We start from the raw sequence: 19,033 nt of genomic DNA, 5'->3' as shown, positions 1-19,033 counted from the left end.
ATAAACGGCTCTTAAACAAAATAAAGTGCGGTGAATTTTACAGGTAATTTTTATGATGAAATCAATCAAAACACTCTGCTTTGTTGGGGCAACAGCCTTTTTAACTGCTTGTGGTTGGCACTTAGATAATGGTGCGGCTGTTCCTGCAGAATTAAAAACAATGGCCCTTGAAAGTAGCGACCCATATAGTGAAATGTCAATGGCAATGCGTAAGCAACTGCTTAGCAACAATGTAAACCTTGTTCCTGCAAAACAAGGTGTGCCAGTGTTGCGTTTAAATAAACAGACTTCAAACGATAAAGTGGCGTCAGTCTTTAGACAAGGCCGTGAAGCAGAGAAAGTATTGACCCTTGATGTTGAAGCAAGTGTACGTTTAGCAAACGGAGAAACCTATCCAATCTCTGCAAAAATCAACCGCACTTTCTTTGATAACTCACGTGCTGCATTAGCAAAATCAGCTGAACGTGATGTGATTTGGAATGATATGCGCGAACAAGCGGCTCGCCAATTAATTAATAAAATGGCCGCCTTTCAACACCAAGTTCAAGGAAAATAATGAACCGCATTTTTCCTGAGCAACTGGCCTCTAACCTGAACAGCCATTTAGCGAAAGTCTATTTTTTGGTTGGGACAGATCCCCTGTTGCTCAGTGAAAGTGAAGATCTCATTCATCAAGCTGCTCTTCTTCAAGGTTTCGATGAAAAAAATCAAATCACCATAGATACTAATACTGACTGGCCTGCATTAATTGAGGCCAGCCAATCTATGGGGCTCTTTTTTAATAAGCAAATTTTCATTCTCAATTTACCCGAAAATTTGACCGCACTTTTGCAAAAAAACCTTCAGCAATTTATCAGTGGATTAAATGAAGATAGCTTGCTTGTTCTCACCTTGCCTAAATTGTCTAAAGCAGCCGAAAAACAAGAGTGGTTTATTCAGGCAAATCAACTTGAGCCACAAGCTGTTATTGTTAACTGCCAAACACCGAATTCAGAACAACTTTCTCGTTGGGTGAAGCATCGTACAAAAAACATGGGGTTATCAGCAGATGAGGAAGCCGTTCAACTACTTTGTTATAGCTATGAAAATAATCTCCTGGCATTGAAACAAGCATTACAGCTTTTAGATTTGCTTTATCCTGATCACAAACTCACGTATAACCGCGTTAAATCAGTCGTAGAGCAATCTTCTGTCTTTACCCCTTTCCAATGGATTGATGCTTTGTTGTCAGGCAAGGCAAATCGCTCAAAGCGAATTTTGCGAGGTTTACAAGCTGAAGATGTGCAACCTGTCATTTTATTGCGTACTTTACAACGTGAACTGCTCACCTTGTTAGAATTAACAAAACCACAGCTACGTAATCCCTCTCTTAATACGAATTTGCCTACACAGACACTCAAAGCGGATTTTGACCGCCTCAAAATTTGGCAGAATCGTCGTCACCTTTATATGGCAGCGATACAACGGCTCACCTATCAAAAGCTCTTTGAAATATTGCAAGAGTTGGCAGATATTGAGCGCACAACCAAGCAAGAATATGGTCAAGATGTGTGGGTAAAATTGGCAGACTTATCGGTTAAATTTTGCTTATAAAAAAATCTCGGCGTTAACCGAGATTTTTTATTATTGTGCAATTTTTAAATCTTGATACAGATAATTTCGATAACTATTCACTAAATCCATATCCTCTGCATCTTCAAGCTTACCTTGGCTTAACTGACGCATAGCGATATTTGCTCGCATAAAGTCATCTTTCGGTGATAAACCTGCCACATCAAGTAATACGCCACCAACAAAGGCTAAATCTAAGAAATCTTGCTGTTGAACAAAGTCAGTTTTACGATTAGTTCTAACCACAAATTGAGTCACATAATCTGGATTTGCAAAATTACCTTTTTTCGGTGGGAGCTGATTATCAAAAGCGACTTGGTGATCACCAAAATAACCGAATACATAAGGTGTTTCACGCGATTTTAAGTAATCATTCAAGCCTTCGATTGCCTCATTAAGGCTATCAATACGATCAATATAATCGTTCAAGCAAGAAATCGCTTTTCCCCCTAAACGCTTACTCGCCAAATTAAAATGATTTGGCATATTCGTGTTGTAAGGGCCGTGCTCTTTCATCGTAAGCACATAAACAAACATGGGCTGTTGTACATTTTCCAATGATAAATGCTGTTTCTGCAAAATCAGTTTGGTGTAATACATCATCTCTTCACTGCTAATATGCCAGAGATTTTTGCTGATTGATGCGGGATAGCCTAAATCTTGTGGTTGCAACATCAAATCAAAACCAAAGTGGTCATAAGCAGGTTTTGCATTGTAGTTACCTTTCGTAAAAGGCGATAACGCCACGCAAAAATAGCCTTGCTCACGGAGATTTTTAATAAAACCCGTCTGTAAGTGTGGGACAACGGAATAAAACACCCCACTTGCTAAAGCACCAAAATCGGTTGAAGGCACCCCTGCAAGGAAAGCAAATTCAGATTTCCACGTTGCACCGCCCACCGTATGTACACGCAATGGACTCACAAATACGGTATCTTCCTGCTTATTAAACATTGAAAATGGTGGGATGGTTTCTGCATCAAAATCAAATTGATGAGGATTCAAGGTTGATTCTTGTAAACAAACCACAATGTCGGGCTTTTCTGCACTTTCAGTTTTACTGTCAGCCTTTTCACTTAAAAGTACGGTCATTTTTTCTTTAAATTTTTGACTATTACCTTCAAATTCTGGCACTTTAAAGAATACGCCACGACAAGACATAGGCAGGTTTAAGAAAACATCTCGACCATCATCTGGCAATGAGTCTAACCAGACTTTTGTCGCATCCGGATCTTTAGAATAATGCCACATTAAACCAAAACTCGTTGCTGCAAGTATTGCTGCGAATACACGAAATCCAGTTGAGGCACTTTCTACATCTGACCAACCTAAGACAGCATAGCCAAGTAGGCCTAATAGCCCTAATACACCGAAAATTGCGCCTTTATAATGTAAAAGGGTTTCCCAATTTCGCCAGTCTGTCACAAGCCAAAAATCTGAAATGAGTAAAGGTTGTTTGTAGTAATGGATTTTCATTCGATGGAATAACATCAACACCACAAAAAGTACGGACGCAAAATTCAATCCGCGTTGCCATTGACCAGTTATCGCAAACATTGAGTTAAACAATAAAACAAATAATGCTATCGCAAAAAAATATGTCCAACGATAGTGCGAATTGACGATAAAAATCACCGTTGCAATAAAAAATAAGCTCAGAAAAATACTTGGAATCATAATAAATAAATTTGATTAAATGTTATTTGACACTTTCAGCCACTAAACGCTGAATCAGCTTTAAATTTGCTGGCGGGAATTGTCCTGCATCAAGCTCACGTTGTTCAAGCCAAAAACCTTCCTGGCCTTCTCGTCCAAAAGGCTCGCCGATCCATTCAGTGACCAAATAAAAACTAAAATCTAAAATTTTTGTTGGATATTCAAATTGAAAACGTTCGTACAGTTCAGCATTTAAAATATGAATGCCAATCTCTTCTTCCAATTCTCTTTTTAAGGCTTCTTCAGGGGTTTCATCTGCATCAACTTTACCGCCAGGAAATTCTAATGCTTGCGCAAAATCTTGCCCTTCTAAGCGCTGGGTCAAATATAACTGCCCAAATTCATTACGAATAATCCCTGCCGCAACTTGAATGATAGGCTTACTCATCATTTTTCCTTATCTCAAAAGTAGAAAGAGCGGTCATTTTTAGCGGTGTTTTAAAACACGCAAAAATTTAACCGCTCTTTTCCTTAACTAAGCATATCGGGCTTTATTGCCGTGACAATGCTTGTATTTTTTACCTGACCCACAAGGACAAGGTTCATTACGACCAATATGGCGATCTGAATAGTCCTCGCTTTGAGCTTGCTCTGTATTTTCACCTACAGAATGATGAGTTTGAGCTTCACGCTCAGCCATTGCTTGACGTGCACGCTCTGCTTCTTCCATCTCTTCCTGCGTACGAACTTTCACACGAGTAAGTGTCGTAATCACATGATGTTTTAAAGAATCTAACATTTCAGTAAACATACGGAAAGATTCTTTTTTGTACTCTTGTTTTGGATCTTTTTGGGCATAACCACGTAAATGGATACCTTGACGTAAATAATCCATTGCAGCCAAGTGCTCTTTCCAAAGCTCATCAAGGGTTTGTAACATCACGCCTTTTTCGAAATGACGCATGGTTTCTTCACCTGCAAGTGCTTCTTTCGCTTTGTATTCATCTTCTGATTCTTGAATAATACGCTCACGCAAGTTTTCTTCGTGAAGATTATTATTTTCTTCTAACCAATGTTCAATTGGTAACTCAAGGCCAAACTCTTGTGCTAAACGCTCTTCTAAGCCTTTAATATCCCATTGTTCTTCCAGCGATTGTGGTGGAATATATTGGTCAATTACATCGTTAAACACATCGCTACGGATAGCTTTGATAGTCTCTGAAATATCATCATTATCGAGCAAGTAATTACGTTGTTCGTAAATCGCATGACGTTGGTCGTTCGCCACATCATCATATTCAAGCAAGTTTTTACGACCATCAAAGTGGAAGGCTTCTACTTTCGCTTGCGCCGATGCAATTACTTTAGCAAGAAGCTTAGACTCCATCGCTTCACCTGGTTGGGTGAAGGCTTTACGCATCATATTTAATTTACCTTCATTCAGATAAATACGCATTAAGCCATCTTCTAAAGAAAGGTAGAAACGTGAAGAACCTGGGTCACCTTGACGACCTGAACGACCACGTAACTGGTTATCAATACGACGAGATTCATGACGTTCTGTCCCGATAATATGTAAACCACCGGCTTGCATCACGATCTCATGATTTTTCTCCCACTCAGCTTTAAGTGCCTCGATTTGCTCTGGGGTTGGGTTATCCAATTTTGCAGCTTTTGCTTTCCAGTTACCACCCAGGATAATATCGGTACCACGACCGGCCATATTCGTTGCAATGGTTACTGCACCTGGCGCCCCTGCTTCAGCAACGATTTCCGCTTCTTGTGCGTGGAATTTTGCATTCAACACATTGTGTTTGATACCCGCTTTATCTAACGCTTGAGAAAGCATTTCAGATTTTTCAACTGATACGGTACCCACTAGAACTGGTTGGTTGCGAGCAACGCAGTCTTTGATATCCTCAATAATTGCATTGAATTTGTATTCTTCATTCTCAAACATGACGTCCGTACGATCATCACGAATCATTGGACGATTTGTTGGGATGACGACAGTTTCTAAACCATAAATTTGTTGGAATTCAAAGGCTTCGGTATCTGCTGTACCTGTCATACCCGCTAATTTGTCATAAAGACGGAAGTAGTTTTGGTAAGAAATAGAGGCAACAGTTTGGTTTTCGCTCTTAATCTCTACCCCTTCTTTCGCTTCGATCGCTTGGTGTAAACCATCAGACCAACGACGCCCAGCCATTGTACGACCAGTATGCTCATCCACGATCACGATCTCGCCATCTTTCACGATATAGTCTACATCGCGCTCAAATAAGGTGTTTGCACGTAATGCCGCCATAACGTGGTGTAACAATACAATACGCGCAGGTGAATAAAGGGAATCACCTTCTGGCATTAAACCTTGTGCGATTAGCCACTCTTCTACTTTTTCTTGACCGCGTTCAGTTAAATACGCTTGTTTGGTTTTAAGATCTAAGGTGTAATCGCCTTCACCGGTATATTCTTCCGTATCTTCTTTTTCTTGCTTAATTAAATTCGGAATTAATTTATTTACCGCAATATAAAGCTCAGAACTATCTTCCGCTTGACCCGAAATAATCAACGGCGTACGTGCTTCATCGATTAAGATAGAGTCCACCTCATCCACTAAAGCATAGCCTAAATGACGTTGGAAACGTTCTTCTTTGGAATGCGCTAAGTTATCACGAAGATAATCGAAACCTAATTCGCTGTTTGTCGCGTATGTAATATCGGCCGCATAAGCTTCACGTTTTGCTTCAGGCGGTAAGCCAGGGATATTCACTCCAACAGTCATACCTAAGAATTCAAATAATGGACGGTTGGTATCCGCGTCACGACGAGCTAAGTAATCATTCACTGTCACAACATGTACGCCTTTACCTTCCAATGCCATTAAATAACAAGGCAAGGTTGCGGTTAAGGTTTTACCTTCACCCGTACGCATCTCAGCGATACAACGGTTTGTTAACACCATACCACCGATTAATTGCACATCGAAATGACGCATACCGAGTACACGTTTACCCGCTTCACGCACGGTAGCAAACGCTTCAGGTAAAAGTTGTTGTAAGGTTTCACCGTTAGCTAAACGGCTACGGAACTCGTCAGTTTTTGCTCTTAATTCATCATCACTTAATGCCTCAAAAGCCGGCTCCATTTTGTTGATTTTCGCAACTTGTTTTCTTAATTTACGTAAAATACGATCGTTACGGCTGCCAAAAATTTTTGTTAAAAAACTCATAATTTCTCTTTCAAATAAAAAATAAAAAGGATCATCCGATTAAAAAATCGGCTCGTTCAAAGATAAAAGAAAATTAAATGATGGCTGGGCCGGCACGAATAGGGGCAAAAACAGGGAATTCTGCCGCAATAAAGTGCGATTGAATTTTTTCGTGTTTTTGATTTGAATGGGTTTTGTGATTTATTGGCTGAGGTTGAACCTGCAATGCTTGACGAATTTCACGCACCGCAATCAACATATGTTGTTCAGATGATGTTTGGTAATTTTCACCGCTCATATTTGATGAAGGTGGCACCTCCAATCCCTGAGCAACAGGTAAAGCAAAAATCGCAATCATGCTTAACAGCAACTGCGACCAGAAATTTGTTTTACCTTTGTTTGATTTCATCATCTTATTGTCTCTGACAAAATTTGTGTGTATTGTATCGGAAATTCAACATAAAGTCATTATTGGGGTATTTTTGTGGAAAACAAGCATGAGCGTTATCAAAAAGCCATGAATATTATTGATGTGCTAGAAGGATCACAATTTGCCAAAATCATGCAGAAAGGCTTAATGTTGAATGAACTGAATCAAAACATCAGCCGCCTTTTCCCTCAAGAATTTAAAGGACTTTTTCGGTTAGGCGCCATCACAGATGGGAAACTCTTTATCGAAGTCAAAAGTGCGGTCGTTCGCCAAGGGATTTTATTTCGCCAACGTGAATTACTCGCTGCAATTCAACCGACTTATCCCGAAGTGAAAGGCTTTGAGATTAAAATCAATCCAGAATTAACCTGCTAAACTAACCTTTAAAAATAGCGATTAATTCTTTTACCTTAACTCGTTTCTCTGAAGATTGACTGATCGAGCGCTGTACTTTAACGCGTTTAAATTTTGCCCCTTTGTAAATCTCACGTGTGAATTTTGTATCGTGGTTAGAAATCACGACAGAAATTTGCTTTTCTTTTTGTGCTTTCTTTGCACATTCCGCTAAATTCTTTTGATGCTCAAACCCAAAAGCATTCCCCGCATATCCAGTAAAATTAGTATCTTGCGGAAGCGGTGCATAAGGAGGATCACAATAGATCACGCTGTGTTTATCCGCTAATTCAAATGTCTGTTGAAAATCAGCACATAAAAAGACCGCACTTTGTGCCTTATGAGCAAAATAGCGTAATTCATCTTCAGGGAAATAATGGGTTTTATAAGCGCCAAAGGGCACATTAAACTCATTTTTACTGTTATAACGGCACAAGCCATTAAACCCAAAGCGGTTCAAATAAAGAAACAACACCGAACGCTCGAAAGGATCAGTTGATTGATTAAAGGTATCTCGCTGTGCGTAATAATACTCGGCTGTATTCGCATTTTCAGCGAAGAAAATTGGCTTACAAGCCTCAATATAGGCATCCACATTGTCTTTGACGATATTAAACAAGTTAATCAAATCAGGATTAATATCTGCCAAAATATAACGTTCAAAATGAGAATTTAAAAAAACAGCACCCGCGCCCACAAAAGGTTCGATTAAACACTGTTTTCTTTTTGGAAAGACTCGGTTGAGATCGTCCGTTAAACGAAATTTACCGCCCGCCCACTTCAAAAACGGGCGATGTTTAATTCGAGGTTTCGTTTTGTTATTTTTCGGACGCAACATGAGAGCAACGACAGTTAGTCATGTTGTATGCAACGCTCAATCGCGTTTAGCACAAGAGATTTGTCAGTATCAGTCGCCACGTAGGCTTGACCAAGAGCTTTTAGCAACACAAGACGCAACTTGCCTGCCAGCACTTTTTTATCTCGCATCATGTGCGGTAAATAATCGTCTGGTTGCATGGTATCAGGCGAAACGGTTGGTAAATTAGCACGTGCTAAAAGTTTTTCTAAACGTGCGACATCTTCAAAAGAAAGATCACCTAATTGTTCGGATAATACGGCAGCCATCATGGTTCCAGCTGCAACAGCCTCACCATGTAACCAGTTTCCATAACCTAGATGCGTTTCGATCGCATGCCCAAAAGTATGACCGAGATTTAATAATGCACGATCACCTTTTTCTGTTTCATCGCGTGCAACAACATCCGCTTTGATTTGGCAACAACGCGCAATACAATGCTGCAGTGAATGTTGATTTAACGCGACTAATTCATCAATATGAGTTTCAAGCCATTCGAAAAAGGCATAATCTAAAATCGCCCCATATTTAATGACTTCCGCAAGTCCCGCATTCACTTCACGTTTTGGCAAGGTATTGAGCGTAAGGGTATCAATGATCACCGTAGAAGGTTGATAAAACGCCCCAACCATATTTTTGCCTAACTCATGATTAACGGCAGTTTTTCCACCGACAGAAGAATCTACTTGGGCTAATAATGTGGTAGGAATCTGAATAAAACGCACACCACGCTGATAACTTGCGGCGGCAAAACCTGCCACATCACCAATCACACCACCACCTAATGCAATAATGGTGGTATCTCGCCCATGATTATGTTTTAAAAGTGCGGTAAAAATGAGGTTTAAAGAATCGAGCGTTTTGTATTTTTCGCCATCAGGCAATAATACTGATTCAACCTGACAGCCGATTTTTTCTAAAGTTTGTGTAACGGTTTCAAGATAATATTGTGCGACAGTTGGATTAGTCACAATCATCACTTTATCCCCTTTCTTCAGCGGATAACAGGTTTCATCTTTAAGCAACCCTTCGCCAATATAAATGGGATAACGACGTTCTTTTAATTCAACATTTACGCACAACATTTTTAATCCTTAGAATGAACCGTTTAAGCCGTTTAGATTATCAATTAAATCAACAATTTGATTAACCATTACTTTGGCATTTTGCTCATCTGTTGGTAAAGTAATATCCGCAATTTCTTCGTATAACGGATTACGCACTTTAGCTAAATCTTCAAGCACTTGGCGTGGGTCATCAGCACCTTGTAATAATGGGCGCTTTTTATCACGTTGTGTACGTTGATATTGCTTATCTACCGTGGTTTCTAAATAAATGACAATGCCACGAGCAGAAAGATAATTTCGATTCTCTTTTGACATCACAGCCCCACCACCAGTAGAAAGCACGACGCCTTGTAATTGAGTCAATTCATTGATAATACGTTCTTCACGCTTACGAAAGCCTTCTTCGCCTTCTAAATCAAAAATCCAGCTAATGTCTGCTCCCGCACGTTCCTCAATTACTGCATCTGAATCGACAAAATCCATATTCAATTGTTGCGCAAGCTGACGGCCAATGGTACTTTTACCCGCGCCCATTGGACCTACTAAAAAAATATTACGTTTTTCAGCCATTGTTATTCTTCTAACTTAAATAATGTTCAAATTAATCTTTCCTAATAAAAACTGGTCACCTGAAAAAATGGCAGCCCGAAAGATCACCCAAGAAATAATGAAGATTATCGCAATAAACCCCCCTATGTTTCAACCTTTAGCTGGAATTTATTTTAAGAAGCGCAAAAGTGCGGTAAGTTTTTTAGGGATTTTAATGAATAATAAAGTCAAATAGAGCATCGAGATAAAACATCCTAAAATTCAACCGCACTTTAGAAACAAAAAAGGCTATTCATACGAATAGCCTTTTCTTTTATCAGTTAGCTAATTATAGATAACCAAACAAGCTTGTGAAAATGTAACCAAAGATACATGAAGTGATTACACCAATTAAGCCCGGTAAAATAAAGCTGTGGTTAATTACAAACTTACCGATATGAGTGGTACCTGAACGGTCAAATTGGATTGCCGCAAGATCACTTGGGTAAGTAGGTAAAATGTAGTAACCGTAACAAGCTGAAGCAAAGGCCAAGACAATCGCTGGATCAACACCGATACCCAAAGCAAGAGGAACGAATGCAACTAATGCTGCGGCTTGTGAATTTACGAATTTAGAAATTAATAACAACATTAATGCATAAGTCCAAGGATGCGCTTTTACCACATCACCAAGTGCCGCTTTCATCATTGGGGTGTGGACAGTAAACATGGTTTCTGCCATCCAAGAAATTCCGAATACAGCCACTAACGCAATCATACCTGAACGGAAAATTTCATTTTTACTGATTTTACCCGCATCAGTTTTAGTAAAGATAACAATTAATGCGCCCGCTAATAACATGAAGATTTGAATAACGTGAACCATACTTAAATTCACTTTTTTCTTCGCAGTGTCTTTTAATACGATTGCAGCATTATCAATCGTTTCTGTTTTATCTCCCGCTGTAATTACAACACCGTTATCTTGAACGGTAATTGTTTGAACAACTTCACCTTTATCATTATAAATCGCAACGTTGTTATAGGCAGTTTTTGCTTTTGCTTTACTGTCTTTAACATCAAGCACTAATGTACCGTCTTTCGCTAACGCAACGATTTTACCGTCTTTAATATTAAAGGTTTTCACAGCTTTATCAGCAGAAACGATTTCTACCACTTGAGCTGGTGCTGATTTTTCAAAGGCTGGGCGTAAATCTTTAAAGTAACCTAATAGGGCAACTACTAAAATCGCACCAAAGAAGATCCACATCGCATTCCAGCTAGATTGTGGTAATTTCTTATCTAACAATGATGTGCTATCACCATAAACATATTTTTTGAATTCGGGATCTTTTAATTTCTCTTGGAATTCTGGGTCTTTATCTAAATCTTTACCACGGAACCAGCTGAAAATACCGATAGCTAACACGCCGCAAAGGGTTGAAGGCACGGTAATTTTTAATAAATCTAAATAGCCATCAAAACCTGCTAATGGGGTTTTAGCATTCACTAAGAATGTGGTTAAAGTCACTACTGCCACAGAAACTGGTGACGCGATGATACCCATTTGAGAGGCAATTGAACTTGCCGCCATTGGACGTTCAGGACGAATATCATTTTTGATCGCGATATCATAGATGATTGGTAACATGGTATAAACCACATGACCTGTACCACATAAAATGGTTAAGAAACAGGTTACAAACGGAGCCAAAATACTGACATATTTCGGGTTACGACGAAGCATTTTCTCCGCGATTTGTAACATGACATCTAAACCACCACTGGCTTGTAATGTTGCTGATGTCACCACCACCGCAAGGATGGTTAACATAACATCGATAGCAGGCTTACCTGGTTCAATACCAAAGCCGAAAACAAGAACAATTAAGCCTACTCCACCGAGCATACCCAGTGCGATACCACCTTTTTTTGCCCCGTAAAATAAACAGATAAGAACAATAGCAAGCTGAATCGCAAACTGGCTACCTTCACCTAGGTTCATTAGAAAATCCATAAGATACTCCGAATCATTTTATGGTTAATTAGAAAAAATTTGGACCAGATATTAGCACCAAAATTAACTCATAATAAGTATTTTTAGGATAAATTTTGTTTTAAATCAAAAAATAAGGAACTAAATAATAAAAGCAAATCTGAGAAAGATTAAATAAAGAAAAGTGCAGTCAGAAATTTAGAAGATTTAAATATATTTTGTTTTATTTGAAGATAAATAATTTAGAAAAGGAATTTAAAGAAAAAAATTAGGCGACCTAAAAGATCGCCCAACTTAAAAATTACTGATTGTTTTGAACGTAGTCAATCGCAGATTGAACAGTTGTGATTTTTTCAGCTTCTTCATCAGGAATTTCGATATCGAATTCTTCTTCTAAAGCCATTACTAATTCAACTGTATCTAAAGAGTCCGCACCTAAATCTTCAACGAAAGAAGCTTCTGGTTTTACGTCTTCTTCTTTAACACCTAATTGTTCAACGATGATTTTTTTCACGCGTTCTTCAATACTCATTTGTTTTTCCTATTGTTGTTTTAACTCATTTAAGAGCGGTTAGTGTATGCATTTTTGATAAAGTTGCAACTATTTCTTAGGTGGTCGCACCACAAAAAACAGGCAATGTAAAAACACATACAGAGAAAAAGTTACATTGCGATTGGGATTTTATCATTAACTAAACTGCTTTGCTATATTTTATAGACAAAATCCCAGATATATATCCCCTAAAGGGTTAGCTCATATATAAGCCGCCATTCACATGCAATGTAGTACCCGTAATATAAGCCGCATCATCAGAAGCTAAAAACGCCACCGCTTTTGCGATATCTTTTGGCTCACCTAAACGACCTGCAGGGACATTACCAAGAATACCTGCTTTTTGTTCTTCAGTAAGCACTTCTGTCATATCCGTTGCGATGAAGCCAGGAGCCACAACGTTTACTGTAATGCCACGTGATGCCACTTCTTTCGCTAAGCCTTTAGAGAAACCAATCAAACCCGCTTTTGCTGCACAATAGTTAGATTGACCCGGATTACCCATTGAGCCCACAACTGAGCCAATAGTAATGATACGACCGAAACGTTTTTTCATCATGGAACGTAACATCGCTTTAGAAAGATGGAATACAGAAGTTAAGTTGGTTTGCATAATATCGAACCATTCTTCATCTTTCATACGCATTAATAAGTTATCGCGTGTGATACCTGCGTTATTCACGAGGATATCAATATCACCAAATTGTTCTTTAATTTGCTCTAATACGGCATCAATACTTTCTTTATCCGCCACATTTAATACTAAACCTTTACCTTTATCGCCAAGGTAAGAAGAAATTGTATCTGCACCTTTTTCAGAGGTTGCGGTACCAATTACAAATGCACCTTTTGATGCTAATTCTTCTGCAATTGCGCGGCCAATACCACGTGTTGCACCTGTCACTAATGCGATTTTATTTTGCATTTTTAATCCCCTTTTATGCTAATAATGCTTCAACAGCATCTAATGATGCCACATCGTTTACTGATGTTGCTTGTAATTCTGCCACGATACGTTTTGTTAAACCGTTTAATACTTTACCTGGGCCGATTTCAACTAAAACTTCTACGCCATCTTGTGCCATTTTCTCAACGGTTTCAGTCCAACGAACAGGGCTATATAATTGACGAATAAGTGCGGTACGAATTTCTGTACTTTCTGTTTCTGCTTTGACATCCACGTTGTTTAATACTGGTGTTGCTGGCGCATTAAGCGTAATGCCTTCAAGTGTTACGGCTAATTGTTCTGCTGCTGGTTTCATTAATGCGCAATGTGAAGGAACACTTACCGCTAATGGTAAAGCACGTTTTGCGCCAGCTTCTTTACATAATGCAGCCGCACGTTCTACCGCTTCTTTCGCTCCCGCAATGACTACTTGGCCTGGAGAGTTAAAGTTTACTGCAGATACTACCTCACCTTGCTCGGCTTGTTTACATGCATTAATAATCGCTTCATTATCTAAACCAATAATCGCATACATTGCACCAGTACCTTCAGGTACCGCTTGCTGCATTAATTTACCGCGTAATTCGACTAATTTGATCGCATCTTTAAAATCAATGACACCGGCACAAACTAATGCTGAATATTCACCTAAACTGTGACCAGCCATCACGCTTGGTTGTAATTGTGGGTATTTTTCTTGCCATACACGGAAAATCGCAACGGATGCCGCTAATAATGCCGGCTGAGTTTGCCAAGTTTTATTTAATTCTTCTGCTTGACCTTGTTGAACCAAGTTCCATAAATCATAGCCAAGCGCTTCAGATGCTTGTTTAAAAGTCTCAGTGACTACCGGATATTCGTTAGCAAGATCAGCTAACATGCCAACAGCTTGAGAACCTTGTCCTGGAAAAACCATTGCGAATTTTTTCATGTTTTCTTCCTATTTCTTCATCGTTTAAATGTTGAAAGTGCGGTCAAATTTAACCGCACTTTTAAAATTCTGTCGGGATTCTAACAAATTAATTAGAATCGCACCAATGCTGAACCCCAAGTCCAACCACCGCCAAAAGCTTCGAGTAAAAGCAATTGACCGCGTTGAATTCGGCCATCACGCACCGCTTCATCCAAAGCGGTTGGTACAGTCGCCGCACTGGTATTGGCTGTACGATCAAGCGTTACCACCACTTGCGACATATCCATCTCTAATTTTTTTGCTGTCGCCGTGATAATACGTAAATTCGCTTGATGTGGCACAAGCCAGTCGATATCTGTTTTTTGGAGATTATTGGCAGAAAGGGTTTCTTCCACGACATTAGAAAGCTCACGTACCGCTAATTTAAAGGTTTCATTACCTTGCATTTCAATATAGCCAGATTTCTCCACGCCACGTTCTGCTTGTGGAAGCTGTAATGCCGCATTGTTATCTGGTGATGCATGTAAATGCGTTGAAATAATGCCTTCTTGCTCTGATGCTTCTAAAATCACCGCACCTGCACCATCGCCAAATAACACGACAGTACTACGATCAGTTTCGTCTAATTTACGCGAGTTAAGATCCGCACCAATCACAAGGGCTTTTTTCACGCTACCTGAACGAATAAATTTATCCGCTACGCCTAAAGCATAAACAAAACCAGTACAAGCCGCCGCTAAATCAAAAGAAATCGCATCTTCGATACCTAATAAACCTTGAACTTGGCAAGCTGAACTTGGATAAGCATGAGAACCACTGGTTGTCGCAACGATGATCAACTCAATTTCTTGAGGATCAAGATTAGCCATTTCAAGTGCCTTTTTGGCTGCTTCACATCCCATTGTTGCAACAGTTTCATCTGCTTCAGCAATACGACGTTCACGGATGCCAGAACGCGTCACGATCCATTCATCTGAAGTATCAACCATTTTTTCCAAATCCGCATTGGTACGAATATGGCTCGGCAAATAGCTACCGGTGGATAAAATTCTACTATTCATAATATCAAAACTTATTAATTAATAACGTTGTAAACCCGCCAAGATTTTTTGTGGAATTTGCAAACGAGCTTGCAAAGCTGCATCCGCAATTGCACGAGCAAATGCATCCACATTTGCGCTGCCATGGCTTTTCACCACAACAGCCGTTAATCCGAGTAAAGATGCCCCATTATATTCATCTGGGTTAATACGTTTCAAGCGATGATAAGCATCCTTAAAGAAAAAACGCAGAATAAATTTGGCAAATGATTTAAAAATAGGCTGTTTTTCTTTTCCTTTCAGAAGGGATAACAGATTCTTAGCCGCCCCTTCAAGGGTTTTTAATGCAATATTTCCCGAAAACCCATCACTCACGATCACATCAGCCACACCATTTAATAAAAGGTTACCTTCAATAAAGCCGGTATAATTAAGTGCGGTCGATTTTTCTAATAAATTCGAGGCTTCACGAATGGATTGATGTCCTTTAATTTCTTCCACACCAATATTGAGTAAGGCAATACGTGGATAAACTAAGTTCAATCGGTTTTCGGCAAAGATCGAGCCCATGACGGCAAATTCATAAAGATTTTGAGCAGAACATTCTACGTTTGCGCCTAAATCTAACATCACGGTTTTATCACCCGTCATCGACGGTAATAAGGATACCAACGCAGGGCGTTGAATCCCTTCTAAAGGCTGTAAGAGTACCTTTGACAATCCCATCAATGCCCCCGTATTTCCTGCACTCACACAACCTTGTGCCTCTCCTTTCTGAACCATTTCAATCGCTAAACGCATCGACGTGCCTTTGCTATGACGCAATGCATGAGAAATACCTTGATTGTTATCAATAGTCTTAGTGCAATGATGAATTTGAATACGTTCTAAAAGAGGAGAAGGTGCATTTTCCAGCAAGGGAGAAATTTGTTGGCTATCGCCAAACAGCACTAAAGAAAGCATTGGATCTGCTTCCAACGCTGAAAGAGATGCGGGGATAGTAATACGGGGACCAATGTCCCCGCCCATCACATCTAACGCTAAGGTTAGACGGTTCAAGTGAATACCTTATAAGTAAAATTACTTATTGATCACTTTGCGACCACGGTAGTAACCGTCAGCAGTTACGTGGTGGCGTAAGTGAGTTTCACCGCTTGCTTTATCTACTGATACTGCAGCAGTAGTTAATGCATCGTGTGAACGACGCATATCACGACGTGAACGAGATTTTTTGTTTTGTTGAACAGCCATTGGCTATACTCCTAAATTTAATTTACTTTTGCTTTAAATTAGCTAATACAGCGAACGGGTTCGGTTTTTTTGCCAATTCTTCAGGCAATTCGCCAAAAACCTGTTCGTGCGCGGACACTTCACAGTGTTCAGATGAATGCATTGGAACAAGCGGTAGAGCTAAAATAAGTTCGTCTTCCACTGCACCAAGTAAATCTATTTCACCAAACTCATTAAATTCGATTGGCTCATAAATTTCCGGCAAGTCATCAGCCTGATCCCAATTAGCCACTGGACTATACATAAAATGACATTCCAATGTTTGTTTGAATGGTTCGCCACAACGTTGACAGTCTAATTCGACATCAACTTGTACTTGCCCTTTCATCACCACTAATTTTTGTGGATCAATATAAAACGATAATGTTACCTGTGCATCGCTGAGCACTTTCCCCGTAGATTCAGCTAAACGCACTAACTGACTAGCGGTATAATAACCATCATAATCAATTCTTTGTTGAGCGTCTTTAACCGGATCAACGGTTAGGGGTAGTTTTACCTTTTGCATAGGGTGCGAATATTACCTGTTGTCAATAAAATAGTCAAAGGAAATTCGCACTAATTATGAGAAAAGTTCAATCTCTATCTAAACTCTCTCAAGATTTACACCTTTGCAAAGTGCGGTCATTTTTTCCTGTGTTTTACTCGGCATGCTCACTCAAGAAGCCACCACTTTGATGTTTCCAAAGGCGAGCATAAAGGCCATTTTGTTCAAGTAATTCTGAGTGAGTCCCTTGCTCGACAATTTGCCCTTTATCTAACACAATTAAACGATCCATTGCCGCAATAGTGGATAAACGGTGAGCGATGGCAATAACCGTTTTATTTTCCATCATCTTATCGAGACTTTCTTGGATCGCTACTTCTACTTCGGAGTCTAACGCACTGGTCGCTTCATCCAACAGTAAAATTGGTGCATCTTTTAACATCACTCGTGCAATGGCAATACGTTGGCGTTGTCCACCTGACAGTTTCACCCCACGTTCACCAACATGAGCATCATAGCCTTTTCTACCTTGCGCATCGCTGAGATAAGGAATGAAATCGGCTGCTTCCGCACGTTTAGCCGCATTGATCATTTCTTCGTCCGTCGCAGTTGGGCGACCATAAATGATGTTATCGCGAACAGAACGGTGTAAAAGCGAGGTATCTTGTGTTACAAGACCAATCTGACTACGAAGGCTTTCTTGGCTTACATCTAAAACATTTTGACCATCAATGGTAATTGAACCTTCTTGTGCTTCGTAGAAACGTAGAAGTAAATTCACAATGGTTGATTTACCTGCACCAGAACGACCAATTAAGCCCACTTTTTCACCTGGTTTGATGGTGAGATTAAAATGGTTAAGTAACGGTTTATTCGGATCATAGGCAAACGAAACATTGTTAAATTTGATCTCACCTTGTTTTACTTCTAATGCAACACAATTTGGCTTATCAACAATGGTATGCGGTTTGGTTAGTGTTGCCATACCATCATTCACTGTCCCGATATTTTCAAATAAACGAGCTGATTCCCACATAATCCAACGAGAAAGACCATTTACACGTAACGCCATCGCGGTTGCTGTAGCCACTGCTCCCACGCCAACTTGGCCGTTTTGCCATAACACCACACCTAAAATCGCGGTGCTTAACGTTAAGAAAATATTGGTTGCGTAAGTTAAGGTATCTAATGAGCTCGCCAACCGCATTTGTGCATGCACGGTGACCATGAATTCTTCCATGGAACGTTTGGCATAATTCGCTTCTCTCGCATCATGTGAAAATAGTTTTACCGTTGCAATATTTGAGTAAGCATCTGTAATACGCCCTGTCATTAGAGATCGAGCATCAGCTTGTCGTTGCGCAGTTTTCGCTAAGCGTGGAATAAGCAAACGTAAAATAGTCACAAATGCCACAATCCATAAGAAAAACGGCACTAAAAACCAAGTATCTAAAGCCGCAAGCACTAAGCCGGAGGTGATAAAATATACGGCAACATACACCAGCATATCCGCAATGGTCATGACGGTATCTCGCACCGCAAGAGCGGTTTGCATCACTTTCGCCGATACGCGACCTGCAAATTCATCTTGGTAGAAGCTTAAGCTTTGGCCTAGCATCAAACGATGGAAATTCCAACGCAAACGCATTGGAAACACCCCTTGTAACGTTTGTAAGCGTACATTCACGCCCACAAATGACCATACAATACTGAAAATAAGCAAAGCTGCCATACCGGCAAGCAGATGCCCTTTTTCTTGCCAAAGTGTGGTTGGTGAATAAGCCCCCAGCCAATCCACCAATAATCCCATAAATTGGAAAAGTAAGGCTTCCATCACACCGGTACCGACCGTCAATACCGCGAGTAAAAAGATCCAACCCTTCATGCCATCAATGCTTGACCAAATAAAACGGAACAAACCTTTTTCAGGCGTCGTAGGATTGTTTTCCGGATAAGGATTTAAACGGTTTTCAAACCATGAAAATATTTTATTAAACATAACAATACCTTAAAAAATTAAAGGCGACAAAGCCGCCTAAAGTGCGGTCATTATAGC

20 protein-coding genes are annotated in these 19,033 nt (G+C 39.8%); 4 read left to right on the top strand and 16 right to left on the bottom strand.

The window, feature by feature from the left end; genetic code table 11:
• The first annotated feature begins 52 nt into the window (after window positions 1–52).
• Both lptE and holA read left to right on the top strand, forming a co-directional pair.
• A complete protein-coding gene (gene lptE, locus DX522_RS07365; protein ID WP_115180331.1) occupies window positions 53–556 on the top strand; it encodes an LPS assembly lipoprotein LptE in 504 nt (167 codons plus the stop codon).
• Window positions 556–1,593, top strand: a complete 1,038-nt coding sequence (gene holA / locus DX522_RS07360; RefSeq protein ID WP_115180330.1) for a DNA polymerase III subunit delta — start codon at window positions 556–558, stop codon at window positions 1,591–1,593. The genes lptE and holA overlap by 1 nt, the downstream gene beginning before the upstream one ends.
• A gap of 30 nt (window positions 1,594–1,623) precedes the next feature.
• Here holA and DX522_RS07355 read toward each other — a convergent pair whose 3' ends face one another.
• The 4 genes from DX522_RS07355 to secM all read right to left on the bottom strand — a co-directional run bounded on the left by DX522_RS07355 (window position 1,624) and on the right by secM (window position 6,890).
• Window positions 1,624–3,288 (bottom strand): sulfatase-like hydrolase/transferase, encoded by a 1,665-nt coding sequence (locus tag DX522_RS07355; RefSeq protein WP_115180329.1) that lies wholly within the window; start codon window positions 3,286–3,288, stop codon window positions 1,624–1,626.
• 22 nt (window positions 3,289–3,310) lie between these two features.
• Window positions 3,311–3,715: an 8-oxo-dGTP diphosphatase MutT gene (gene mutT, locus DX522_RS07350; RefSeq protein WP_115180328.1), complete on the bottom strand. Its 405-nt coding sequence runs from the start codon at window positions 3,713–3,715 to the stop codon at window positions 3,311–3,313.
• Window positions 3,716–3,802: 87 nt separating this feature from the next.
• Window positions 3,803–6,499: a preprotein translocase subunit SecA gene (gene secA / locus DX522_RS07345; RefSeq protein ID WP_115180327.1), complete on the bottom strand. Its 2,697-nt coding sequence runs from the start codon at window positions 6,497–6,499 to the stop codon at window positions 3,803–3,805.
• A 73-nt stretch (window positions 6,500–6,572) separates the two neighbouring features.
• A complete protein-coding gene (secM, locus tag DX522_RS07340; RefSeq protein WP_115180326.1) occupies window positions 6,573–6,890 on the bottom strand; it encodes a secA translation cis-regulator SecM in 318 nt (105 codons plus the stop codon).
• A 72-nt stretch (window positions 6,891–6,962) separates the two neighbouring features.
• On the opposite strand from secM, the gene DX522_RS07335 reads away from it, so the two are divergent.
• On the top strand, window positions 6,963–7,283 hold the full coding sequence (locus DX522_RS07335; RefSeq protein ID WP_115180325.1) for a DciA family protein: 321 nt from the start codon (window positions 6,963–6,965) through the stop codon (window positions 7,281–7,283).
• A 1-nt stretch (window position 7,284) separates the two neighbouring features.
• Here the strand turns inward: DX522_RS07335 and DX522_RS07330 are convergent, their stop codons facing one another.
• Genes DX522_RS07330 through aroK form a run of 3 tightly spaced genes read right to left on the bottom strand, consistent with a single transcriptional unit; the run spans window position 7,285 to window position 9,794 of the window.
• The gene (locus DX522_RS07330; protein ID WP_115180324.1) at window positions 7,285–8,139 is read right to left on the bottom strand and encodes a Dam family site-specific DNA-(adenine-N6)-methyltransferase; all 855 of its coding nucleotides are present in this window, start codon (window positions 8,137–8,139) and stop codon (window positions 7,285–7,287) included.
• A gap of 14 nt (window positions 8,140–8,153) precedes the next feature.
• Entirely contained in the window at window positions 8,154–9,242 is a 1,089-nt protein-coding gene (gene aroB / locus DX522_RS07325; RefSeq protein WP_115180323.1) for a 3-dehydroquinate synthase, read from the bottom strand.
• Window positions 9,243–9,251: 9 nt separating this feature from the next.
• Window positions 9,252–9,794, bottom strand: coding sequence for a shikimate kinase AroK (gene aroK / locus DX522_RS07320; RefSeq protein ID WP_049362610.1), 543 nt, complete (start codon window positions 9,792–9,794; stop codon window positions 9,252–9,254).
• Window positions 9,795–9,816: 22 nt separating this feature from the next.
• Here aroK and DX522_RS07315 point away from each other — a divergent pair, with 22 nt between their 5' ends.
• Window positions 9,817–10,008: a hypothetical protein gene (locus DX522_RS07315; RefSeq protein ID WP_115180322.1), complete on the top strand. Its 192-nt coding sequence runs from the start codon at window positions 9,817–9,819 to the stop codon at window positions 10,006–10,008.
• 93 nt (window positions 10,009–10,101) lie between these two features.
• Here DX522_RS07315 and DX522_RS07310 read toward each other — a convergent pair whose 3' ends face one another.
• The 9 genes from DX522_RS07310 to DX522_RS07270 all read right to left on the bottom strand — a co-directional run bounded on the left by DX522_RS07310 (window position 10,102) and on the right by DX522_RS07270 (window position 18,976).
• Window positions 10,102–11,769 (bottom strand): anaerobic C4-dicarboxylate transporter, encoded by a 1,668-nt coding sequence (locus tag DX522_RS07310; protein ID WP_115180321.1) that lies wholly within the window; start codon window positions 11,767–11,769, stop codon window positions 10,102–10,104.
• Between the two features lie 280 nt (window positions 11,770–12,049).
• On the bottom strand, window positions 12,050–12,280 hold the full coding sequence (gene acpP / locus DX522_RS07305) for an acyl carrier protein (RefSeq protein ID WP_005544465.1): 231 nt from the start codon (window positions 12,278–12,280) through the stop codon (window positions 12,050–12,052).
• 217 nt (window positions 12,281–12,497) lie between these two features.
• A complete protein-coding gene (gene fabG, locus DX522_RS07300; RefSeq protein WP_115180320.1) occupies window positions 12,498–13,226 on the bottom strand; it encodes a 3-oxoacyl-ACP reductase FabG in 729 nt (242 codons plus the stop codon).
• A gap of 13 nt (window positions 13,227–13,239) precedes the next feature.
• Window positions 13,240–14,178 (bottom strand): ACP S-malonyltransferase, encoded by a 939-nt coding sequence (gene fabD / locus DX522_RS07295; protein WP_115180319.1) that lies wholly within the window; start codon window positions 14,176–14,178, stop codon window positions 13,240–13,242.
• A gap of 92 nt (window positions 14,179–14,270) precedes the next feature.
• Window positions 14,271–15,221, bottom strand: a complete 951-nt coding sequence (locus DX522_RS07290) for a beta-ketoacyl-ACP synthase III (protein WP_115180318.1) — start codon at window positions 15,219–15,221, stop codon at window positions 14,271–14,273.
• Window positions 15,222–15,239: 18 nt separating this feature from the next.
• Window positions 15,240–16,259, bottom strand: a complete 1,020-nt coding sequence (gene plsX, locus DX522_RS07285; protein ID WP_115180317.1) for a phosphate acyltransferase PlsX — start codon at window positions 16,257–16,259, stop codon at window positions 15,240–15,242.
• A 21-nt stretch (window positions 16,260–16,280) separates the two neighbouring features.
• On the bottom strand, window positions 16,281–16,451 hold the full coding sequence (rpmF, locus tag DX522_RS07280; RefSeq protein ID WP_005544470.1) for a 50S ribosomal protein L32: 171 nt from the start codon (window positions 16,449–16,451) through the stop codon (window positions 16,281–16,283).
• Window positions 16,452–16,473: 22 nt separating this feature from the next.
• Window positions 16,474–16,998 carry a 23S rRNA accumulation protein YceD gene (gene yceD, locus DX522_RS07275; protein WP_049357999.1) on the bottom strand — a complete coding sequence of 175 codons (525 nt, stop codon included), beginning with the start codon at window positions 16,996–16,998 and terminating at the stop codon, window positions 16,474–16,476.
• Between the two features lie 133 nt (window positions 16,999–17,131).
• A complete protein-coding gene (locus tag DX522_RS07270) occupies window positions 17,132–18,976 on the bottom strand; it encodes an ABC transporter ATP-binding protein (protein WP_115180316.1) in 1,845 nt (614 codons plus the stop codon).
• Between the last annotated feature and the right edge of the window lie 57 nt (window positions 18,977–19,033).

Source organism: Haemophilus parainfluenzae (assembly GCF_900450995.1).
GTDB lineage: Bacteria > Pseudomonadota > Gammaproteobacteria > Enterobacterales > Pasteurellaceae > Haemophilus_D > Haemophilus_D parainfluenzae_O.
The sequence above is the reverse complement of the archived record's forward strand: the minus strand, read 5'-3'. Positions and strand labels throughout refer to the sequence as shown.

What these genes read in the sequence shown, in the direction of transcription:
- yceD (WP_049357999.1), bottom strand. Translation starts at nt 16,998, where the DNA reads ATGCAAAAGGTAAAACTACCCCTAACCGTTGATCCGGTTAAAGACGCT.
- DX522_RS07315 (WP_115180322.1), top strand. Translation starts at nt 9,817, where the DNA reads ATGTTCAAATTAATCTTTCCTAATAAAAACTGGTCACCTGAAAAAATG.
- aroK (WP_049362610.1), bottom strand. Translation starts at nt 9,794, where the DNA reads ATGGCTGAAAAACGTAATATTTTTTTAGTAGGTCCAATGGGCGCGGGT.
- secA (WP_115180327.1), bottom strand. Translation starts at nt 6,499, where the DNA reads ATGAGTTTTTTAACAAAAATTTTTGGCAGCCGTAACGATCGTATTTTA.
- DX522_RS07290 (WP_115180318.1), bottom strand. Translation starts at nt 15,221, where the DNA reads ATGAATAGTAGAATTTTATCCACCGGTAGCTATTTGCCGAGCCATATT.
- secM (WP_115180326.1), bottom strand. Translation starts at nt 6,890, where the DNA reads ATGATGAAATCAAACAAAGGTAAAACAAATTTCTGGTCGCAGTTGCTG.
- fabG (WP_115180320.1), bottom strand. Translation starts at nt 13,226, where the DNA reads ATGCAAAATAAAATCGCATTAGTGACAGGTGCAACACGTGGTATTGGC.
- acpP (WP_005544465.1), bottom strand. Translation starts at nt 12,280, where the DNA reads ATGAGTATTGAAGAACGCGTGAAAAAAATCATCGTTGAACAATTAGGT.
- DX522_RS07330 (WP_115180324.1), bottom strand. Translation starts at nt 8,139, where the DNA reads ATGTTGCGTCCGAAAAATAACAAAACGAAACCTCGAATTAAACATCGC.
- aroB (WP_115180323.1), bottom strand. Translation starts at nt 9,242, where the DNA reads ATGTTGTGCGTAAATGTTGAATTAAAAGAACGTCGTTATCCCATTTAT.
- DX522_RS07355 (WP_115180329.1), bottom strand. Translation starts at nt 3,288, where the DNA reads ATGATTCCAAGTATTTTTCTGAGCTTATTTTTTATTGCAACGGTGATT.
- fabD (WP_115180319.1), bottom strand. Translation starts at nt 14,178, where the DNA reads ATGAAAAAATTCGCAATGGTTTTTCCAGGACAAGGTTCTCAAGCTGTT.
- DX522_RS07310 (WP_115180321.1), bottom strand. Translation starts at nt 11,769, where the DNA reads ATGGATTTTCTAATGAACCTAGGTGAAGGTAGCCAGTTTGCGATTCAG.
- lptE (WP_115180331.1), top strand. Translation starts at nt 53, where the DNA reads ATGATGAAATCAATCAAAACACTCTGCTTTGTTGGGGCAACAGCCTTT.
- DX522_RS07270 (WP_115180316.1), bottom strand. Translation starts at nt 18,976, where the DNA reads ATGTTTAATAAAATATTTTCATGGTTTGAAAACCGTTTAAATCCTTAT.
- mutT (WP_115180328.1), bottom strand. Translation starts at nt 3,715, where the DNA reads ATGAGTAAGCCTATCATTCAAGTTGCGGCAGGGATTATTCGTAATGAA.
- holA (WP_115180330.1), top strand. Translation starts at nt 556, where the DNA reads ATGAACCGCATTTTTCCTGAGCAACTGGCCTCTAACCTGAACAGCCAT.
- rpmF (WP_005544470.1), bottom strand. Translation starts at nt 16,451, where the DNA reads ATGGCTGTTCAACAAAACAAAAAATCTCGTTCACGTCGTGATATGCGT.